Genomic DNA, 17,154 nt, shown 5'->3' with positions numbered 1-17,154 from the left:
ACTTTTCTCCATCGATGTGAAATTCTCTATCAATGGGGACAACGCTCGGAGGGAAGTACTGGCGGCTGTGGACGTCGGCCGCCCTGTCCAACCTCGCCGACGGGATCCTCAAGTTCGCGCTCCCGCTGCTGGCGATCGGCTACACCCGGTCGCCGCCCCTGATCGCGGGGCTGACGCTGGCTTTCACGCTGCCGTGGCTGGTCTTCGCCCTGCCGGCCGGCGCGATCGCCGACCGCCGGGACCGGCGCTCGCTGATGCTGCTGGCGAACGCCGCCCGCGCCACCCTGCTCGCCGGGCTGCTCGGGGCCGTGCTGCTCGACGCCGGCTCCATCTGGCTCCTGTACGTCGCCGCGCTCGGCACGGGCATCGCGGAGACCTGCTACGACACGGCTTCCCAGGCGATCGTGCCGCAGCTGGTCGGGCGCGACGAGCTGCCGAGAGCGAACAGCCGGCTGTACGCGGCCGAGACGACGGCGCTGGAGCTCGCCGGTCCCCCGGCGGCCGGTCTGCTCGTCGCCACCGCGGCGACCCTGTCGCTGGGCACACCGATCGTCCTGTGGGCGGTGGCGGTCGCCGTCCTGCTGTCCGTCCGCGGCTCGTTCAAGGTGGCGGCCACCGACCGGCGGCCCGTCCTGCGCGCCGAGATCGCCGAGGGGCTGCGCTTCGTGTGGCGCACGGGCATCCTGCGCACGTTCACGCTGATGACGGGCGTCTTCAACTTCGCGAGCAGCGCGATCCAGGCCGTTCTCGTGCTGTATGCGGTCGGGCCGGGTTCGGCGCTGGGCCTGTCGGAGGCGGCCTACGGCTGGCTGCTCAGCCTGCTCGCGGCCGGCTGCCTGGCCGGTTCGTTCTTCGCCGAACGCGTCGAACGTGCGCTGGGCGCGGCCCGCGCGATCGGCGTCGCGTACTTCCTCGGCGGCGCGTCGCTCGGGGCCCCGGCGGTGACGACCGACCCGGTGCTCATCGGGGCCGCTTTCTTCGCCGGCGGAGTCGGGCTCATCGTCTCCAACGTCACGACGGTCTCCCTGCGCCAGCGGATCACCCCGGACCGGCTGCTCGGACGCACCAACAGTTCGCACCGGCTCGTCGCCTACGGCACGAAGCCCCTCGGCGCGCTCGCGGGCGGCCTGCTCGCGCAGTTCTCCGGTCTGCCCACGGTGTTCGCCGTGATGAGCCTGCTCGCCATGTCCACCGCCTTCGGCGCGACGAAGGTGACCGCAAGCGCGGTGGCCGAAGCCGAACGCAGCGCGTTGCGGAGTCCGGCCTAGCCGGCGACGGCGGCCAGCCTTTCCTGCACTCGCGCGTGGCGGAACTGGTACACGCCCCCGGTCTGCCGCAGCACCCCGCGCCGGTGGGCGTCGTCGAGGAAGTGCATCAGGCGCCACGGGAGGCGGCCCGTCGCCGCCAGCCACACGTGGTGGACGAAGTAGTTGCCCCACGCCCGCGTCACCAGCACCGCCAAGCCGATCCCCGCCCCGAAGCACACGCCCGCCACGATCGGGGCCACCGGGTTCGTCGCCGCCGGGAACACCTGGCCGCCCGCCAGCGCGCCCGCCACGCCGTAGCACAGCGCCGCCGTTCCGCGGGCCATGAAGAACCCGAACGACGCCCCGGCGACTCCGCCGGCGATCGCCAGCGCCACGTCGTAGCGGCCGCCCAGCACCGGGAGGAACCGGGTCTGGGCCGTGAAGGCGAACGCCATCCCGTCGAACAGGCCCAGTGACACCATGAACGACACGGACAACGCGATCGCGCCGGTCCGTTCGTTGCGCAGGATCGTCCGCGGGCTCGACACGCGGCTGGCGTCGACCGGCTTCGCCAGCCACACGTGCACCGCGAACACCAGGCCGAACACCAGCGCCAGGAGCACGACCAGGGCCGCCGCCAGCGACCAGCCCAGGCCGAGCAGGACCCCCACCGCCGCACCGATCGCGAAGCGGCCGGCGAACTTCCCGGCCGCGCCGGCGAAGCGCAGCTCCGTGCGCAGCGGCTCCGGTGGCCTGCCGAACCGGTGGGTCAGGTATGCGGCGCCCCCGAACGACAGGCCGTAGATCGCCGCCAGCACCGGGCCGTCGTCGACCCAGCCGGTGATGACGAAGAACACCGCGACCAGCGCGCCGACCAAGCCCGACCGGGTGCCGGCCGGCACCGCGCGGTACAGCTGCCACCAGGCCAGGTCGCGGCTGCGCGCCCGTTCGAGGTGCCGGGCCAGGAACCCGAGCCAGCGGGTCGCCTGCTCCGCGGTGTACTGCCCGGACGGGCTCGTCTTCGGGTTCCGCCCCAGCGGCTGCGGCACCTGCGCGTAGGCGTTGGGGACGAACGAGTCCAGCAGCCGCCCTTCGAGGGTTCCGGCGTCCTCGGCGGCGAGCAGTTCCGCCGGATCGGCCGGCGGACGGCCGTAGCCGATCCGCGCCAGGTCGACCATCAACGGCGTCCGCAGCACCCGGGCCAGCGCCGTGTCCGGATCGCGCCGCAGCCTCTCGGCGACCGGCCGCCAGCGGTCTTCGCCGTGGCGTGCGGACAGGTAGGTGATCGCCTCCTGCCGGGCGACCGGTTCGAGCCGCACGACGGTGGCGGCGGCCAGCACCGTGCCGGATTCCCTCCGCACCTGCTCGTACTCCGCCGAGCGGCAGGTGAGCACCAGTGAGCGCCCGGCACCCATGGTCTGGTCCAGCGCGTCGAGCGCGGCGACGCGCAGGTCGGCCGGCATCTCGTCGAGGCCGTCGAGCACCGGGACGACGTGGCCGCCGAGGACGAGCCGGGTCGGGGCGCCCGCCCCGTACTCGCGGGCGTTGAGCAGGGCCGGGTGGTTGTCGGCGAGCCGGGCCGCCAGCCACCGGTCGAGGTGGTCCCGCCGCGGGTCCCACGAAGCCAGCGACAGCAGGACCGGCACCGGGGCGTCCGGGGCGCGGGTGCGCAGCAGCTCGAGCGTCAGCATCAGGGCGAGCACGGACTTGCCCGAGCCGGGCTCGCCGAGCACCACCAGCTGCCGTACGGGCAACGCGGTGAACGTCTCCGCGATGTCGTCGAGATCGCCGCGCCGCGCGGGCTTTCCGGCGCGCGCGGCCGCCGACCAGCGCAGCATGATCGGCTGGGGCCGGTGCAGCGACCGCAGTTCGGCCTCGGCGCGCCACTGCCACGTGACGGCTTCGGCCAGTTCGGTGACCGCCCGGTCGAACCGGTGGTGCGGCAGGCTTTCCGGCTCGGCGTCCTTGACGTCCTCGGCGTCCTCGGCGCTGGGCGCGGCTTCGGCGAGGATCTGTTCGTGCAGCCGCCGCAGGTCGGGGTTCGGATCGACGCCGAGTTCGTCGGCCAGCCGGCGGCGCAGGCCGTGGAACAACGCCGAAGCCTCGGCGTACCGGCCTTCCTTGGCCAGCGCCCGCATCAGGAGCAGGTGGGACAGCTCGCGCGTCGGGTGCTCGCCGCAGAACTCGGTCAGCTCGCGGACGACTTCCGCCGTTTCGCCGAGCCGCAGCCGCCATTCGGCACAGAGTTCGACGGCGTCGGCGCGTTGTTCGTCGAGCAGCGCCGCCCGGCCGGCGAGCGTGGTGATCCGCAGCCCGTCCAGCGCCGGGCCGCGCCACAGGGCGAGCGCGGCGCGGATTTCGTCGACGGCGTCGACGAGTTTGGCTTGCCCGGCAAGGGCGCGGGCGGCGGTGACGTGCCGCCGGAAGCGGAGCGAGTCGAGGTCGTCGGCGTCGGCCTGCAGGCGGTACCCGGGCCCGTCGGTGACGATCACCGCGCCGGCCTCGCCGAGCCGGCCCCGCAGGGCGGAAACGCAGTTGCGCACCTGCTTCGCGGCGGTCGCCGGCGGATCGTCCTCCCAGAGCGCGTCGATCATGCGCTCCACCGGGACGACGGCGCCCGCGTTGAGCAGCAGGACGGCGAGCGCGCGCTGCTGCCGCGGGCTCGCCAGGGCCACCCGGCTCCCGTACGCCTGCACTTCCAGCGTCCCGAGAATCCGGAACCTCATCGCATCCCCCCTGGTCGTCAAGGCCGCCCGGCTCGCCGAACGCGCAGGTGAAGCGGCGGATGCCGGCGCGAGGACGAAACGAGGACGGCGTCGGAAACCCTAGGGCCACGGTGAAAGAGGGGGAATGCCGGGGCCGCCCCGGTGGCGGGCGCGTCGTTGGGGGTCGCGCCCTCCGCCGGGACTCCCCGGCGCATCCCGCGCTCACCGGTGGCGGGTGCGTCGTCGGGGGACGCGCCCGCCGCCGGGCTTCTTAGCCGTTTCTTAAGACCGCGCCTGGCCGCCGCTCCGCCCGTCTCGGACAATCGGCAGGGTGCTGATCGTGATCGCCGACGACGAGGACGCCGTGTGCGACTCCCTCTCGCGCACGCTGCGGTTCGAGGGCTACGCCGTCGAGATCGCCAAAGACGGCCAAGCCGCCCTCGACGTCATCCGCGAACGGGAGCCCGACGGGGTCATCCTCGACGTCACCATGCCGGTGCTCGACGGCCTGGAAACCTGCCGACGGCTGCGGGCGGGCGGGAACCTCGTGCCCGTGCTGATGCTCACCGCGCGCGGCGACGTCACCGCGCGGGTGGCGGGGCTGGACGCCGGTGCCGACGACTACCTCGCCAAGCCCTTCTCCCTCCAGGAGCTGCTCGCGCGGGTGCGGGCGCTGCTGCGGCGCGCGCGGTACGAAGCCGTGCCCGAGGCGCCGGCCGACCTGCGCTTCGCCGACCTCGCGCTCAACCCGGCCACGCGGGAAGTCGAGCGCGCGGGCCGTCCGGTGCGGCTGACCCGCACCGAGTTCGCCATCCTCGAACTCTTCCTGCGCCACCCGCGGCAGGTGCTGACCCGGTCCGTCCTGTTCGAACACGTCTGGGGGTTCGACTTCGGCAGCAGTTCCAACAGCCTCGACGTCTACCTCGGCTACCTGCGCAGGAAACTGGAAGCGGGCGGCGACGGGCGGCTGCTGCACACCGTCCGCGGCGTCGGCTACGTCCTGCGCGAGGACCCCCTGTGAGGCTGCTGCGCGGCCTCGGCCGGCGCAGGCTCACGCTGCGTGCGCGGGTCGCGGTCCTCTCGACGCTCGGCGTCGCGCTCGCCGTCGTCGTCGTGTCGCTGGCGGGCTGGTGGCTGATGCACGCCCGGATGTACGAGAACCTGGACCTCCGGATGCGCGCCGACACCGCCGAAGCCGCCAAGGCGGCGACGCCCGGGGAAGCGCTTCGCACCTTGCACAGCGCCGACGAGCTGCCGGGCAACTGGGCGGCGGACGACGAGCTGCCGGACAGCTGGGCGGACGACGACCAGCCGCCCGAGATCCGGCGGCTGATCGTGGTCGCCGGCGCGCCGCCGCCCTTCGTCGTCCGGTTCCTCGACGGCCACGGGCACCCGGTGGCCGCCACGGCGGGGGCCGGTTGGCTGGGGCCGGAACCCGCTCCCGCCGCCGTCCGCATCGCGGAGAGCGGGAGCGGCCAGGACGTCGGCGACGCCGGCCCGGGTGACCACACGGTCTACCGGGTGCGCACCGCGCCTCGGCCCGGCGGTGGCGCGGTCCAGGTGGCCAGCCGCGTCGTCGGCATCGAAGGAACCCTCGACGACCTCCGGACCCTGCTCACCTGGATCGGCCTCGCCGGCGCCGCTCTCGCCGGTCTGGTGGGCTGGGGTGTCGCGCGCGCGGGCCTGCGGCCGGTCCACCGGCTCACCGGGGCCGTCGAAGAGGTGGCCGAGACGCAGGACCTGGACGGCTCGATCCCGGTGGCCGGGCACGACGAGATCGCCCGGCTCGCCACCGCGGTCAACCACCTGCTGACCGCGCTCGCCGCGTCGAAGGCCGCCCAGCGGCAGCTCGTCCAGGACGCCGGGCACGAGCTCCGGACGCCGCTGACCAGCCTGCGCGCCAACGTCGAACTGCTCACCTACGCCGAGCAGCAGGTCGCCTCCGGCCGGTCGCTCGCCCCGGACGACCGGGCCCGGCTGCTGCGGGACCTCGGGATCCAGGCCGAAGAGCTGACCACCCTCACCACCGAACTGGTCGAACTGGCCGCGGAGAACACCGACCCCGAGCCGTCCGGCCCGCTCGACCTGGCCGACGTGGTCCACGGTGCGGTCATCCGCGCCCGCGCGCGCTGGCCGCAGGTGGTCTTCGAGGTCTCGGCCACGCGGGCGAGCCTGACCGGCCAGGCGGGCGGGCTGTCCCGGGTCGTGCTGAACCTGCTCGACAACGCGGCGAAGTGGAGCCCGCCGGGCGGCACGGTGCGCGTTCGGCTGTCCACCTGGGACGGCTACGCCGAGCTGAGGGTCACCGACGAAGGACCGGGCATCGACGAACAGGACCGCCCGAAGGTCTTCGAGCGCTTCTACCGGGCCACGGCGGCGCGGTCGATGCCCGGCTCCGGCCTCGGGCTGGCCATCGTGGCGCAGATCGTCGGGACGCACGCGGGCACCGTGGTGGCCGCCGCGGCCCCGGGCGGCGGCGCGGAACTGCAGGTGCGGCTGCCGCTGGAACGCAGTTCCTGACCGCCCCGGGCGGCGGCACCGACCCGCGCGCGGCCGCCATCGAAGCCCGCTTCCCGGCCGTCGCAAGCAGCGACACCAACCTCCGGCCGCGGCCGGCGCCCTGACCGCCTCGGGCGGCACCGACCCGCACGCGCGGCCGCCATAAGCGCCCACCGGCCACCGCGCCGGCCGGCAGCACCAACCCACACGCGCGGCCGCCATAAGCGCCCACCGGCCACCGCGCCGGCCGGCAGCACCAACCCACACGCGCGGCCGCCGTGAGCACCCACTCCCCTCACCCCGAGCGGCAGCACCAACCCGCGCGCGGCCGGCGTCTGAGCGCGTTTCTTAATCACCTCCGCGGCGGTTCTTAAGGTTTCTTCATCCGGTGACACGAAGTTCGAGTCGTGTCCTCCGTCGAAACGATCCGTCCCGCTGCCGCGCAACCGCGGCAAGGCCGCGGCGGTGGCCCGTGGGCCGCCGCCGCGGTCGCGTGCTTCGGCCTGTCCGTGGTCACCGCCCTGCTGTTGCACGTCACCCTGGCCGCCGAGGTCGATCCGGTGCGTCAGGTGATCAGCGATTACGCCCTGTCCGACGGCGCCGGGTTCGCCGTCTGCGTGCTGATGATGGCCGCGGGCACCGGTTTTCTGCTGACCGGGCTGAGCCGGGCCGGGCTGCCGGTGACGCGGCCCGTCGTCGCGCTGACGGCCTGCTGGGGTGCCGGCCTCACGCTCTGCGCGTTCTTCCCCACCATCCCCACCGGCGCGCCGATGACGCTCTCCGCCGAGGTCCACCGCTACGCGGGCCTGGTGCTGTTCGTCAGCCTGCCCGCCGCGGCCGGGCTCCTCGCCCGGGGGGCCGCGAACCACCCGGCGCACCGCGGGCTCGCCGCTCGGCTGCGGCGGTCCACCGACTGGGCGTGGGCCGCCCTCACGGTCTTCCTGCTGAGCCAGCTGCCCGTGCTCCTCGCGCCGTCGCGCGGCGTCGACGGGCCGCTGTTCCAGGGGCTCACCGAGCGGCTGGTGTTCGTCGTCTACCTCGTCCTGCTCGGCGAGGCTGCCCTCGCCGTCCTGCGTTCCGGGAGAAAACCATGCTGACCCTCGCCATCGGCCTCGCCGCCGCCGGTGCCTGCTGCTTCGCCGGCACCGTCCACTTGCAACACCGGGCCGTCCGCGGCGCGGACACGGGTCCGGCGCTGCGGCTGTCCGGCATCCGCGCCATCCTGCGGACGCCCGGCTGGTACGCCGGGATCGGGCTCGCCGGGCTGGGCGCCGCGCTGCACGTCCTCGCGCTCACCATGGCCCCGCTCGCCGTGGTGCAGCCGATCGGCGTGCTCACCCTGGTGCTCACAGTCCTGTTCGCGCGAACCCCGCTCACCCGGAGCGTCCTCGCCGCGCTCGTGTTGAGCGTCGCGGGGCTGGCCGGGTTCGTCGCACTGGCCGCCGTCGCCACGAACGCCGCCCTGCCTGCCCCCGCTCTCGGGACCGCGCAGTGGGCACTGCCTGTCGCGGCCACGCTCGCGGTGGCCGCCCGGTACGCCCGCGGCCGGGCCCGCGCCTTGCTGTCGGCGCTCGGCACGGCGGTCCTCTTCGGGTTCACCTCGGCGCTGATCCGGGCGGCGGCCGTCGCGCCGCTCGCCGGCGGCGCGGCCGTCGCCGTGGTCGCCGAGGCCGTGGCGGCGACCCTCGCCGGCGCGTGGCTGCTGCACCAGGCCTACGCGAGCGGCCCCGCCCCGATCGTGGCCGGCGCGACCACCGTCGCCGACCCGCTCAGCGCGGTCCTCATCGGCGTTTTCGCCTACGGGGAACTGACTCCCGGGCAGCTGGCCGGCCTGGCCGTGCCCGGGTTCGTCGCGGTGGCCGGGCTCGTGCTGCTCGCCCGCGCGCTGCCGGTGCCTGCCGCGCCCGTCCGCCGGACGCGCCGCGAGGGCCCGCTGCGGATCGCGATCGCCGCCGACACCTACCCGCCGGACGTCAACGGCGCGGCGAACTTCGCCCACCGGCTGGCGTCCGGGCTGGCCGCGCGCGGGCACGACGTCCACGTCCTCTGCCCGTCACCCCGCGGCGAGTCGTTCACCGAGACGGTGGCCGGGGTGACGGTCCACCGGCTCGGTTCGGTGCGCACGCCGTTCCACCCGACGTTCCGGATCTGCCCGCCGTGGCGGACGGCCGCGGCCGTGCCGGCGCTGCTCGCCGGGATCGAGCCCGACGTCCTGCACACCCAGGCGCACTTCCTCGTCGGCCGCGGCGCGGTCCGCGCCGCCACCGCGGCCGGCGTCCCGGTGGTCGCCACCAACCACTTCATGCCGGAGAACCTGCTGGGCTACGGCCCGCTGCCGCGCTGGACCCACCGCCCGCTGGCCCGGCTCGCCTGGCGCGACCTCGTCCGGGTCTTCGGCCGGGCGACGGTGTGCACCACCCCGACGCCGAGAGCGGCCGGGCTGCTCGAACGCAACGGGTTGCACCGGCCGGTGCTGGCCATCTCCTGCGGGGTCGACCGCGCGCACTACGCCGGGTCGACGGCCGAAGCCACCGGCGCGCCGAGCGTGTTGTTCGTCGGACGGCTGGACGCGGAGAAGAACGTCCACGAGCTGCTGGAGGCCGCCGTCCTGCTGCCTTCCGACGTGCACGTCGAGCTCGTCGGGGACGGCAGCGAACGCGCCCGGCTGGAAGCGCTCGCCGCCCGGCTGGGCGTCGCGGATCGGGTGCGCTTCCACGGGTTCGTCCCGGACGCGGACCTGGTCCGGGCCTACCGGCGGTGCACGGTGTTCTGCATGCCGGGCACCGCCGAGCTGCAGAGCCTGGTGACGATGGAGGCGATGGCCGCGGGCAAGCCGGTCGTCGCCGCGGACGCGATGGCGCTGCCCCACCTGGTGCGGCCCGGGCGCAACGGCTGGCTCTACCCGCCCGGCGACGTCGCGGAACTGGCCGGGCGGCTGACCGCCGTGCTGGCCGACGAGCCGGCCCGGACGGCGATGGGCCGGGCCAGTCTCGAGCTGATCGCCGCCCACGACCTCGACGCCACCTTGGACGCGTTCGAAGGGGTGTACCTGGACGTGGCGGTCCGCCCGGCGGTCGTGGCGCCGGTGCGGTGAGCACCGGCAAAAGTGCCGGTGACACCTGCCTCACCGTGGTTCACCACCGCCGGAACCACCTGGTCAGCCGGTTCCGGTCGGACGTCGGCCGCGTGCCGGTTCCGGCCGGGTCGCCGGGATTACGGTCGTTGACGCGGGGCCGGCGCACCGGCGGTGGCCCCGCGTCGAGGGGGGGAACACATGGGGAACCGATGGAAGACCGTCGTGCCCGGCGCGCTCGTGCTCGCCGGGGCGGCGAGCGGGATCTGCTGGAGCGTGACACCGGCGAGCGCCGACGCGGCCACGGACACGGTGGCCGTGGAATGCTCCACCTACCGCAGCGCCGACGCCAAATGGGTCGGGGTGTCGTGCAACTCCGGCCGCTACTACGTGGTCGGCACCGCGTGCAACGAGCGCGGCTGCAGCACGATCGGCGGTCCGGTCGTCAGCGCCCCGGCCACTTCGTGGGCCTACGCGGGCAGCGGGTACTTCAGCGGCCCGATCTCGGCCCACTTCGTCTGAGCCGAGGGGGAACACCAGCCGGACCACCGACGGCAGCCACGTCCGCCGATCGCGGTCCCGTGGTGGGTGCGGCGGACTACCCCAGCGCCGCACCCACCACCCTCACCCCCCGGGGAACACCGTCGGGACCGGCTCGTAGCCGAGCCGGTCGATCGCCGCGGTGATGTCCAGGGTGCGTTCCACCGCGAACTGGCTGATCACGTACCGGTTGAGCCGCCCGCCCGGGAACACCCGGGCCGCGGGGGCCAGCAAGCAGGCCGGCACGTACGCCGGCCGCACCGGCACGCCGGCCGAGGCCAGCAGGCCGCGCAGCGCCCAGTCGATCGTCACCGGGGTGCGGTCGGCGATGTTGAACACGCCCGGCCACGCCGGTCCGGTCGTCGCGGCGAGCAGGCAGGCGCGGGCCAGACTGTCCACATTGGTCATGCTGACCAGCACCTTTCCGGTGCCGGGCACCAGCAACCGGCCCCACCGGACGTTCTCCAGCAGCCTCGGCAGCAGGGTCGTGTCCCCCGCGCCGTAAACCGCGTGAGGCCGCAGGACGATCGGGTCGCGGGCGATGGCCAGCACGAGCTGCTCGGCCGCGGCCTTGGCCGCGGCGTAGGCGTTGAGGTACCGGTCCACCGGGGCCTCGTGCTCCTTCGCGCGCACGGTCGGGCGGAACGGGTCGTACACGCTGCCGCTGCTGACGTGCACGAACCGGCAGTCCGGGAACGACGCCAGCACGTGGTGGGTGCCGAGCAGGGTGCTCCGCCACACCTCGCGGGCCACGCCGGTGTCGGTCGCGGACGCCGCGCAGTGCACCACCGCGTCGACCTCGGGCGGGCCGGAGAGCTTGGCCGCCCCGATGTCCCACGACCGGTAGGCGGCCCCGCCGATGTGCCGGGGGTCCGCGGCGGCGCGCCTGCCGAAGGCGTGCACCTGCCAGCCCGCCGCCGCCGCGGCCCGGCAGACCGCGCCGCCGACGAACCCGGTCGCGCCGGTCACCGCGAGTCTCACGGCCGGCTCGCCGTCATCAGCTCGCGCAGGCGGCCCCGGTCCAGCTTGCGGGACCGCCCCGAGCGCGGCAGCTCCGGCAGGACGACGATCCGGTCCGGCACGGCTTCGGCGTCGATCAGCTCCGGCAGCTGCCGGCGGAGCCGCCGGACCAGGCGGGCCGGGTCCACGTCGTCGCCGTCGGCCACCACCGCGAGCACCACGCTCTCGTCCTGGGTCACCGGGTCGGGCGTCCCGACCATCGCCGCCTCGCGGACCCCGGCCAGCAGCGCGATCGACGGCTCGTACAGCCCCGGATAGATGTTGTACGAACCGCGGATGAGCATGTCCTTCTTGCGGCCGGTCAGGACGATCCGGCCGTCGTCGTCCAGCCGGGCCAGGTCGCCGGTGGCCAGCTCGGTCAGCGGGGGCGCCCCGAGGTAGCCGAGGCAGGCGTTGGGCGCGGACACCAGCAGTTCGCCGTCGGCGGCGATCCGGGTGCTCACCCCGGGCGACGGCGTCCCGAGCAGGTCACCCGGGAGCCCCCGCTCGAGGTGCGCCAGCTTGTCCTCCGCGCGGGCGACGGCGAGCGGGATCGCTTCGGTCATCGCGTAGATCGAGAGGACCTGCCCGCCGGGGACCGCGGCCATCGCCTGCCGCAGCACCGCGGGTGCCGCGGGCGCCGACCCCATGACCAGGTGGCGGACGTGCCCCGGCCACCGCGGGAGGACGCCGAACACCTCGGCCAGGTGCACCGGCACCCCGTAGGCGTGGGTCACCCGCCGCCGCGCGAGGTCCCGCGCGAAGCGCTCGGGCGGCGCGGACGGCTTCGGCAGCGAAAGCCGGGCGCCGCCCAGCAACGCGGGCAGGCCGGCCACGATGCCGTCGGCGTGCATCACGTCCCCGGGCGCGAACGGGAGGTGCTCGCCGAGCATCGTCACCGCCGCGGTGAGCGACCGCAGCGTGTGCACGACGCCCTTCGGCCGGTCCGTGGTGCCCGAGGTGAACACGACCAGCGCGGGAGCGTCGGGGTTCCGGGCCGCCACCGGCGCCAGACCCGGCGCGCGGCGCAAGAGGTCGGCCGGCGCCAGTGCCGAGCGCGGCACGCCGGGCAGGCGGCGGCCGACGTGGACGTGCCGGATGCCGTCGTCGCCGATCGCCTGCCTCAGATCGGGAACCGGCCGGCCGCGGCGGCGGCAGAAGGTGCGGGCCGGTCCGACGACGCTGGTGGTGTAGAACAGCGACTCCGCGATCAGCCACCGCGGGCGGCAGGCCCGCAGCCGCGCCGACACCAGCGCCGGGCCGACGGCCGTGTCCGCCGAAATGAGCACCGCACCGGCCTGCAGCGCCCCGAGGAACAGACCGATCGCGGTGGCCGAGTTCCGGACGGCGAACAGCACGCCGTCACCGGGCTCGAGCCCTTCCGCCCGCAGCCCGGCGCTCACCCCGAGCACGAGGCGGCGCAGGTCGCCGAAGGTCGTGGTGCGGCCGTCCGGGTCGATGACGGCGACCTCTTCCGGCCGCTCGCCGGCGGTGCTCAGGAATCGGGTCACGAGATCGTTCATGCGCGGCTGACCTCCAGGCGCCGGTAGGCGGGGAAGAGCACCCCGGGCGCGGCCCGGCGGGCGGTGATCCGCAGGGCGCCGGGGCCGGACAGGGTGCCGAGCACGGCGTGGATCTCGGCGATGGCCAGCGGGTAGCCGAGGCAGAAGTGCGGCCCCGCCCCGAACCACAGCCGGCGCAGCTCCGGTGGGTGCGCGCGGGCGAGGTCGAACCGGCCGTGCGCCCGGGCGCAGTTGAGCGTCGACAAAACGACCCGGTCCCCGGCCCGCACCGCGACCCCGCCGACGCGCCCGGACCGGACGGCGTTGCGCAGGATGATCGGCGCGGGCGTGACCACGCGGGCCGTCTCGTGGATCGCGGCCTCCCCCGGCCGCGTGTCACCACGGCGGTACGCGGCGGCGACACCGGCCAGCTCGCCGTGGTCGTGGAGCACCGCGACCATCCGCGGCAGCAGGCTGGCGATCGTCTCGGTGCCGGCGATCAGGAACGCCGACGCGAGCCCCCGGGCTTCGGCTTCGGTGAGCCCGAACCGGCGCATCCGGCCGACCGCGGTGGTCTCGTCGCCCTTTTCCCAGGCCAGCGCCGTGGCCTGGCCGATCTCCGCGACGATCGCGCGGGCCTTCGCGACCTGCTGGGCGCTCAGGCTGAGCTTGCCCAGCTTGACCAGGCCGATGAGCGCGGTGGCCTGGCCGGTCATCCGCAGGTACGCCGCCTCCCGCTCCGCCGTGGACCCGGTCACCGCGAACCCCGTCAGCGCGCTGGTCACCGCACCGGCGACGATCTTCGTCGTCCGCACGACGTCCACCGGACGGCCGCCGCGCAGCGCCTCCGCCGTCCGCTCGAGCGGCTCGGTGCACGCCGCTTCGACCAGCCGGCGGACGTAGGCGGGCGTGAAGAACTCGGCCAGCTTCCGCCGCATCGCCCGGTGCTCCGGGCCGTCCATGTTGACCAGCATCGAAGGGCCGAAAACCGGTGTCCACAGATCCGCTTCGGTCCCGCCGCCGCTGCGGAAGGTCCCGGTGTCGGTCAGCACCTCCCTGGCCACCGAAGCCTCGTTCACCACGATCCCGAGGCCGGGCACCCGCACCACGGGGCCGAGCCGGCCGAGGACGCGGAGCACCGGGTACGCGAGCGGGTGCGCCGCCAGTTGCAGCCGCAGCTCGTGCGCGCCCGCCTTCACCGGACGTCCACCGTTTCGCCGCGGTAGCCGTGGCTGGTGTACCAGGCGAAGGTGTTGCGGATGCCCCACGCCTTGGTCCGCCGCTGCGACCAGTACACGACCATGTCCCGGCGCCGCCCGTAGGCCCGGGTGACGCACCGGACGCGGTTCACCAGCGTGCGGTCCTCGTGGTCCTCCTCGATGCACGACCGGGGGTAACCGCCGCAGCGCTGGTACAGGCTCGCGGTGATGGCGGTGTTCCCGCCCGCGCAGAGCAGGTACGGCCCGAGGTAGCCCGGCCCCCGGTTCGCGCGGCGGAACCGTGCGCAGTAGCCGCCGAACGCCACCAGGAACGCCAGCACGGCCCGCTCGGTCCGGGGCACGGCGAAGTCGTCCGTGCGGGCCTTGAACCGGCCGCCGACGAGTTCCAGCCCGGAGGCGAAGCCCCGCATGACCGCTTCCGTCCATTGTGGATCGACGAGGCAGTCCGCGTCGGTCCGGGCGAGGTGGGTCGCGCCGTTCGCGATGGCCTGGCGCATGCCGGTGTCGCAGGCGGCACCGGTGCCCTTCTGCGGTTCGCCGGTCACCCGCACGTCCATCTCGGGGTGCGCGGCGGCGAAGGCGCGGACGACGTCGGCGGTGGCGTCCGTGCTCGCGTTGTCGACCACCAGCACGGTGAACTCGCGGAAGCGCTGGGCGGCGAGCGACCACAGCGGCCCCTCGATCCACTTTTCCTCGTTGTACGCGGGGATGATCACCCAAAGCCGGCGGGTCATGACGTCAGCTCCGCGAATACTGTGCCAACGCTGACGCCGCCGGCCAGCCCGATGAAGGCGACCTTGTCGCCCGGGCCGCACCGGCCCGACTCCAGCGCCAGGTTCAGCTGCAGCGGCAGGCTGCACGAAGCGACGTTGCCGTGGTCGGTGATCGTCACGACGAGCTTGTCCTCGGGCACCCCGCTGCATTCGAGGAACACCCGCAGGTGCGGCACACCGACCTGGTGGACGCAGAACAGCGCGAAGTCGTCCCGGGTCAGTCCGGTCCGGGTCAGCGCGGCGTCCAGCTGCGGCCGGATGCCGCGCACGACCGACTCCATCAGTGTGCGGCCGTCGCCCCGCAGGTAGCCGTCGGTGACCGGGTTGCGGGAGTTCGCGCCGCCGTGCCCGGGGACGGAAGCGACATCCCAGCACGACGAATCCGCCGAGAAGTCGCGGTGGAAGATGCCGGGCACCGCCGAGGCCTCCAGCAGCATCGCCGCCCCGGCGTCGGACAGGGTGTACCCGGCGAGGGAATCCACGAACTGCTCGCGGTCCGCGACCGACCACCGGACCACCCGGGACCCGGTCTCGCCGGTGCACACCAGGATGCGGCGGTACTGCCCGGAGCGGATGAGCGCCTCGGCGACCTGCATCCCGTTGAGGAAGCTGTTGCAGGCGTTCTTGACGTCGAACACCGGGCAGGACGCGCCGAGCTTCGCCGCCACGACGTGCGCGGTGGCCGGTTCGATCAGGTCCTGGGAGGCGGACGCGAACACGACCAGGTCGAGGTCGCGCGCGTCCAGCCCGGCGCCGGACAGCAGTTTCGCGGCCGCGGCCACCGCGAGGTCGGAGGCGAGCTCACCCGGCGCGGCCCGGTGCCGGGTCCGGATCCCGCTGAGCTTGCCGATCGCCCCCGGCCGGGGCGTGAAGCCCGGGCTCTCCCGGTCGACGCGGGCCTCGAGCTCGCGGTCGGCGACCAGGGTGGGTGGCAGGTGGACGGCGACACCGCCGATCGCCACGTGCATGGGACCGTCCTTTCTAGACACCGGCGAACACCAGCGTCACGTTGTGCCCGCCGAAGCCGAACGAATTGCTGATCGCCGCGGTGAGCGTGACGCGGCGGGGCTCGCCGGACACGACGTCGAGGCCGATCCGGGTGTCGAGCGTGTCGAGATTGGCCGTGGGCGGGACCAGGTTTTCGCGGACCGACAGCACCGTCGCGATCGCTTCGACCGCGCCCGAGCCGCCGAGCAGGTGGCCCAGCGCCCCCTTCGGCGCCGTGACCACCGGGCCGTCGCCGAGGACGCGCCGGATCGTGACGCTCTCGGTCAGGTCGCCCAGCGGGGTCGAGGTCGCGTGCGCGTTCACGTGGCCGATGTCCCCGGCCGCCAGCCCCGCCCGCCGCAGCGCAGTGCCCATCGCGGCGCACTGCCCGGCGCCGTCCGGGTCCGGGGCGGTGATGTGGTGGGCGTCGTTGCTCATGCCCACACCGGCGAGCCGGCCGTACGCCTTCGCGCCGCGTGCCGCGGCGAAGTCCGCCCGCTCCAGCACCAGGATGCCGGCGCCCTCCCCCAGCACGAAGCCGTCCCGGCCCGCGTCGAACGGGCGGGAAGCGGTCTCGGGACTGGCGTTGCGGGTGCTCATCGAACGCGCCCGGGTGAACCCGGCCATGATGGCGGGCGTGATGCAGGCGTCCGTTCCGCCCGCGACCACGACGTCGGCCTCCCCCGCCACGATCATCCGCCACGCCCAGGCGATCGCCTCCGCCCCGGACGCGCAGGCCGACATCGGGGCGTGCACCCCGGCCCTGGCCTTCAGCGCGAGGCCGACCAGCGCGGCCGGCCCGTTGGGCATGACCATCGGGATCAGCTGCGGCGACACCGCGCGCAGGCCCCGGTCCCGCAGGGCGTCGTGCTGGGCGACCAGGGTCGTCGCGCCGCCGATGCCGGTGCCGATCACCACGCCGCAGCGCACCGGGTCCACCGTGTCCCCGCCCAGGCCCGCGTCCCGGCACGCCTGCCGGGCGGCGATCACGGCCAGCTGCTCGGCCCGGTCCATGCGCTTGAGCTCGACGGGGTCCAGTTCCCGGCCGGGTTCGACGGCCAGCCGCGCGGCGATGCGCACCGGGAACCCGTGCTCCCGCGTCCACTCGGTGTCCAAGGTGGACGCTCCGGCGCGGCCGTCGAGCAGCCCCCGCCAGGTGGCGGGCGCGTCACCGCCCAGCGGGGTGGTCGCGCCGACGCCGGTGACGACCACCTCGGCTTCCGGGCCGGTCACGCCGCCGCACGCAGGTAGTCGGCGACGTCGCCGAAGGTCTGCAACAGCTGGAGGTTGTCCTCGGGGATCGTCAGGCCGTAGCTGAGTTCGATCTCGTCGGTCAGCTCGACCATGGCGAGGGAGTCGATGTCGAGTTCGTCGCGCAGCGACAGGCCGGTCAGCGGGCGTTCGGCGGACATCGCCACCGGGTCGGTGCCGGACACCTTCGCGATCAGCTGGGCCAGGGTGCGCTCGATGTCGTCGGAAGGGCTCACGGGTTACCTCTCACGGTGGATTCGGGGCTACGAGCAGGAGGCTGGCAACGGGCGCTGACCGACAGCTGACGGGTTGACCCGGATCCGGCCCGGCTGTGCGCCGTGCACAGCCGATTCGCGGC

Annotated in this window: 14 protein-coding genes; 6 read left to right on the top strand and 8 right to left on the bottom strand. The window is 74.6% G+C overall.

The genetic code is table 11. From position 1 onward, the window contains the following. Positions 1-32 precede the first annotated feature (32 nt). Positions 33-1,268, top strand: a complete 1,236-nt coding sequence (locus tag ACWEGE_RS08360) for an MFS transporter (protein ID WP_449659766.1) — start codon at positions 33-35, stop codon at positions 1,266-1,268. Here ACWEGE_RS08360 and ACWEGE_RS08355 read toward each other — a convergent pair. Continuing rightward, positions 1,265-3,973, bottom strand: a complete 2,709-nt coding sequence (locus ACWEGE_RS08355) for a BTAD domain-containing putative transcriptional regulator (RefSeq protein ID WP_449659765.1) — start codon at positions 3,971-3,973, stop codon at positions 1,265-1,267. The two genes, ACWEGE_RS08360 and ACWEGE_RS08355, sit on opposite strands and share 4 nt — an antisense overlap. A 310-nt stretch (positions 3,974-4,283) precedes the next feature. Between ACWEGE_RS08355 and ACWEGE_RS08350 the strand changes: the two genes are divergently transcribed. From ACWEGE_RS08350 to ACWEGE_RS08330, 5 genes are all read left to right on the top strand, one after another. After that, positions 4,284-4,973, top strand: coding sequence for a response regulator transcription factor (locus ACWEGE_RS08350; protein ID WP_449659764.1), 690 nt, complete (start codon positions 4,284-4,286; stop codon positions 4,971-4,973). Then, complete coding sequence (locus tag ACWEGE_RS08345; protein WP_449659763.1) at positions 4,970-6,472, top strand: HAMP domain-containing sensor histidine kinase; 1,503 nt, start codon at positions 4,970-4,972, stop codon at positions 6,470-6,472. The genes ACWEGE_RS08350 and ACWEGE_RS08345 overlap by 4 nt, the downstream gene beginning before the upstream one ends. Before the next feature lie 386 nt (positions 6,473-6,858). Continuing rightward, positions 6,859-7,548, top strand: a complete 690-nt coding sequence (locus ACWEGE_RS08340; RefSeq protein WP_449659762.1) for a DUF998 domain-containing protein — start codon at positions 6,859-6,861, stop codon at positions 7,546-7,548. Further along, entirely contained in the window at positions 7,542-9,545 is a 2,004-nt protein-coding gene (locus ACWEGE_RS08335) for a glycosyltransferase (protein ID WP_449659761.1), read from the top strand. Before ACWEGE_RS08340 ends, ACWEGE_RS08335 begins: the two co-directional genes overlap by 7 nt. A gap of 180 nt (positions 9,546-9,725) precedes the next feature. Then, positions 9,726-10,046, top strand: a complete 321-nt coding sequence (locus ACWEGE_RS08330) for a hypothetical protein (RefSeq protein WP_449659760.1) — start codon at positions 9,726-9,728, stop codon at positions 10,044-10,046. 102 nt (positions 10,047-10,148) lie between these two features. Here ACWEGE_RS08330 and ACWEGE_RS08325 read toward each other — a convergent pair whose 3' ends face one another. The 7 genes from ACWEGE_RS08325 to ACWEGE_RS08295 are packed head-to-tail and all read right to left on the bottom strand — an operon-like array spanning position 10,149 to position 17,032. Next, the gene (locus ACWEGE_RS08325; RefSeq protein ID WP_449659759.1) at positions 10,149-11,045 is read right to left on the bottom strand and encodes an NAD-dependent epimerase/dehydratase family protein; all 897 of its coding nucleotides are present in this window, start codon (positions 11,043-11,045) and stop codon (positions 10,149-10,151) included. After that, on the bottom strand, positions 11,042-12,586 hold the full coding sequence (locus ACWEGE_RS08320) for a class I adenylate-forming enzyme family protein (protein ID WP_449659758.1): 1,545 nt from the start codon (positions 12,584-12,586) through the stop codon (positions 11,042-11,044). Before ACWEGE_RS08320 ends, ACWEGE_RS08325 begins: the two co-directional genes overlap by 4 nt. Next, a complete protein-coding gene (locus ACWEGE_RS08315) occupies positions 12,583-13,764 on the bottom strand; it encodes a cytochrome P450 (protein WP_449659757.1) in 1,182 nt (393 codons plus the stop codon). Before ACWEGE_RS08315 ends, ACWEGE_RS08320 begins: the two co-directional genes overlap by 4 nt. Beyond that, on the bottom strand, positions 13,761-14,519 hold the full coding sequence (locus tag ACWEGE_RS08310) for a glycosyltransferase family 2 protein (RefSeq protein WP_449659756.1): 759 nt from the start codon (positions 14,517-14,519) through the stop codon (positions 13,761-13,763). The genes ACWEGE_RS08315 and ACWEGE_RS08310 overlap by 4 nt, the downstream gene beginning before the upstream one ends. Beyond that, positions 14,516-15,526: a 3-oxoacyl-ACP synthase III family protein gene (locus tag ACWEGE_RS08305; protein ID WP_449659755.1), complete on the bottom strand. Its 1,011-nt coding sequence runs from the start codon at positions 15,524-15,526 to the stop codon at positions 14,516-14,518. The genes ACWEGE_RS08310 and ACWEGE_RS08305 overlap by 4 nt, the downstream gene beginning before the upstream one ends. A gap of 13 nt (positions 15,527-15,539) precedes the next feature. Next, positions 15,540-16,778 (bottom strand): beta-ketoacyl-[acyl-carrier-protein] synthase family protein, encoded by a 1,239-nt coding sequence (locus tag ACWEGE_RS08300; RefSeq protein WP_449659754.1) that lies wholly within the window; start codon positions 16,776-16,778, stop codon positions 15,540-15,542. Beyond that, positions 16,775-17,032 (bottom strand): phosphopantetheine-binding protein, encoded by a 258-nt coding sequence (locus tag ACWEGE_RS08295; protein WP_449659753.1) that lies wholly within the window; start codon positions 17,030-17,032, stop codon positions 16,775-16,777. The genes ACWEGE_RS08300 and ACWEGE_RS08295 overlap by 4 nt, the downstream gene beginning before the upstream one ends. Positions 17,033-17,154: the final 122 nt, after the last annotated feature.

The sequence above is a fragment of the Amycolatopsis sp. NPDC004747 genome (assembly GCF_053601335.1).
This window is presented reverse-complemented; position numbering and strand designations above follow the sequence as displayed.

Excerpts from the sequence above, each read along its gene's own strand:
- ACWEGE_RS08335 (WP_449659761.1), top strand. The coding sequence starts at position 7,542 with ATGCTGACCCTCGCCATCGGCCTCGCCGCCGCCGGTGCCTGCTGCTTC.
- ACWEGE_RS08330 (WP_449659760.1), top strand. The coding sequence starts at position 9,726 with ATGGGGAACCGATGGAAGACCGTCGTGCCCGGCGCGCTCGTGCTCGCC.
- ACWEGE_RS08320 (WP_449659758.1), bottom strand. The coding sequence starts at position 12,586 with ATGAACGATCTCGTGACCCGATTCCTGAGCACCGCCGGCGAGCGGCCG.
- ACWEGE_RS08305 (WP_449659755.1), bottom strand. The coding sequence starts at position 15,526 with ATGCACGTGGCGATCGGCGGTGTCGCCGTCCACCTGCCACCCACCCTG.
- ACWEGE_RS08355 (WP_449659765.1), bottom strand. The coding sequence starts at position 3,973 with ATGAGGTTCCGGATTCTCGGGACGCTGGAAGTGCAGGCGTACGGGAGC.
- ACWEGE_RS08360 (WP_449659766.1), top strand. The coding sequence starts at position 33 with ATGGGGACAACGCTCGGAGGGAAGTACTGGCGGCTGTGGACGTCGGCC.
- ACWEGE_RS08310 (WP_449659756.1), bottom strand. The coding sequence starts at position 14,519 with ATGACCCGCCGGCTTTGGGTGATCATCCCCGCGTACAACGAGGAAAAG.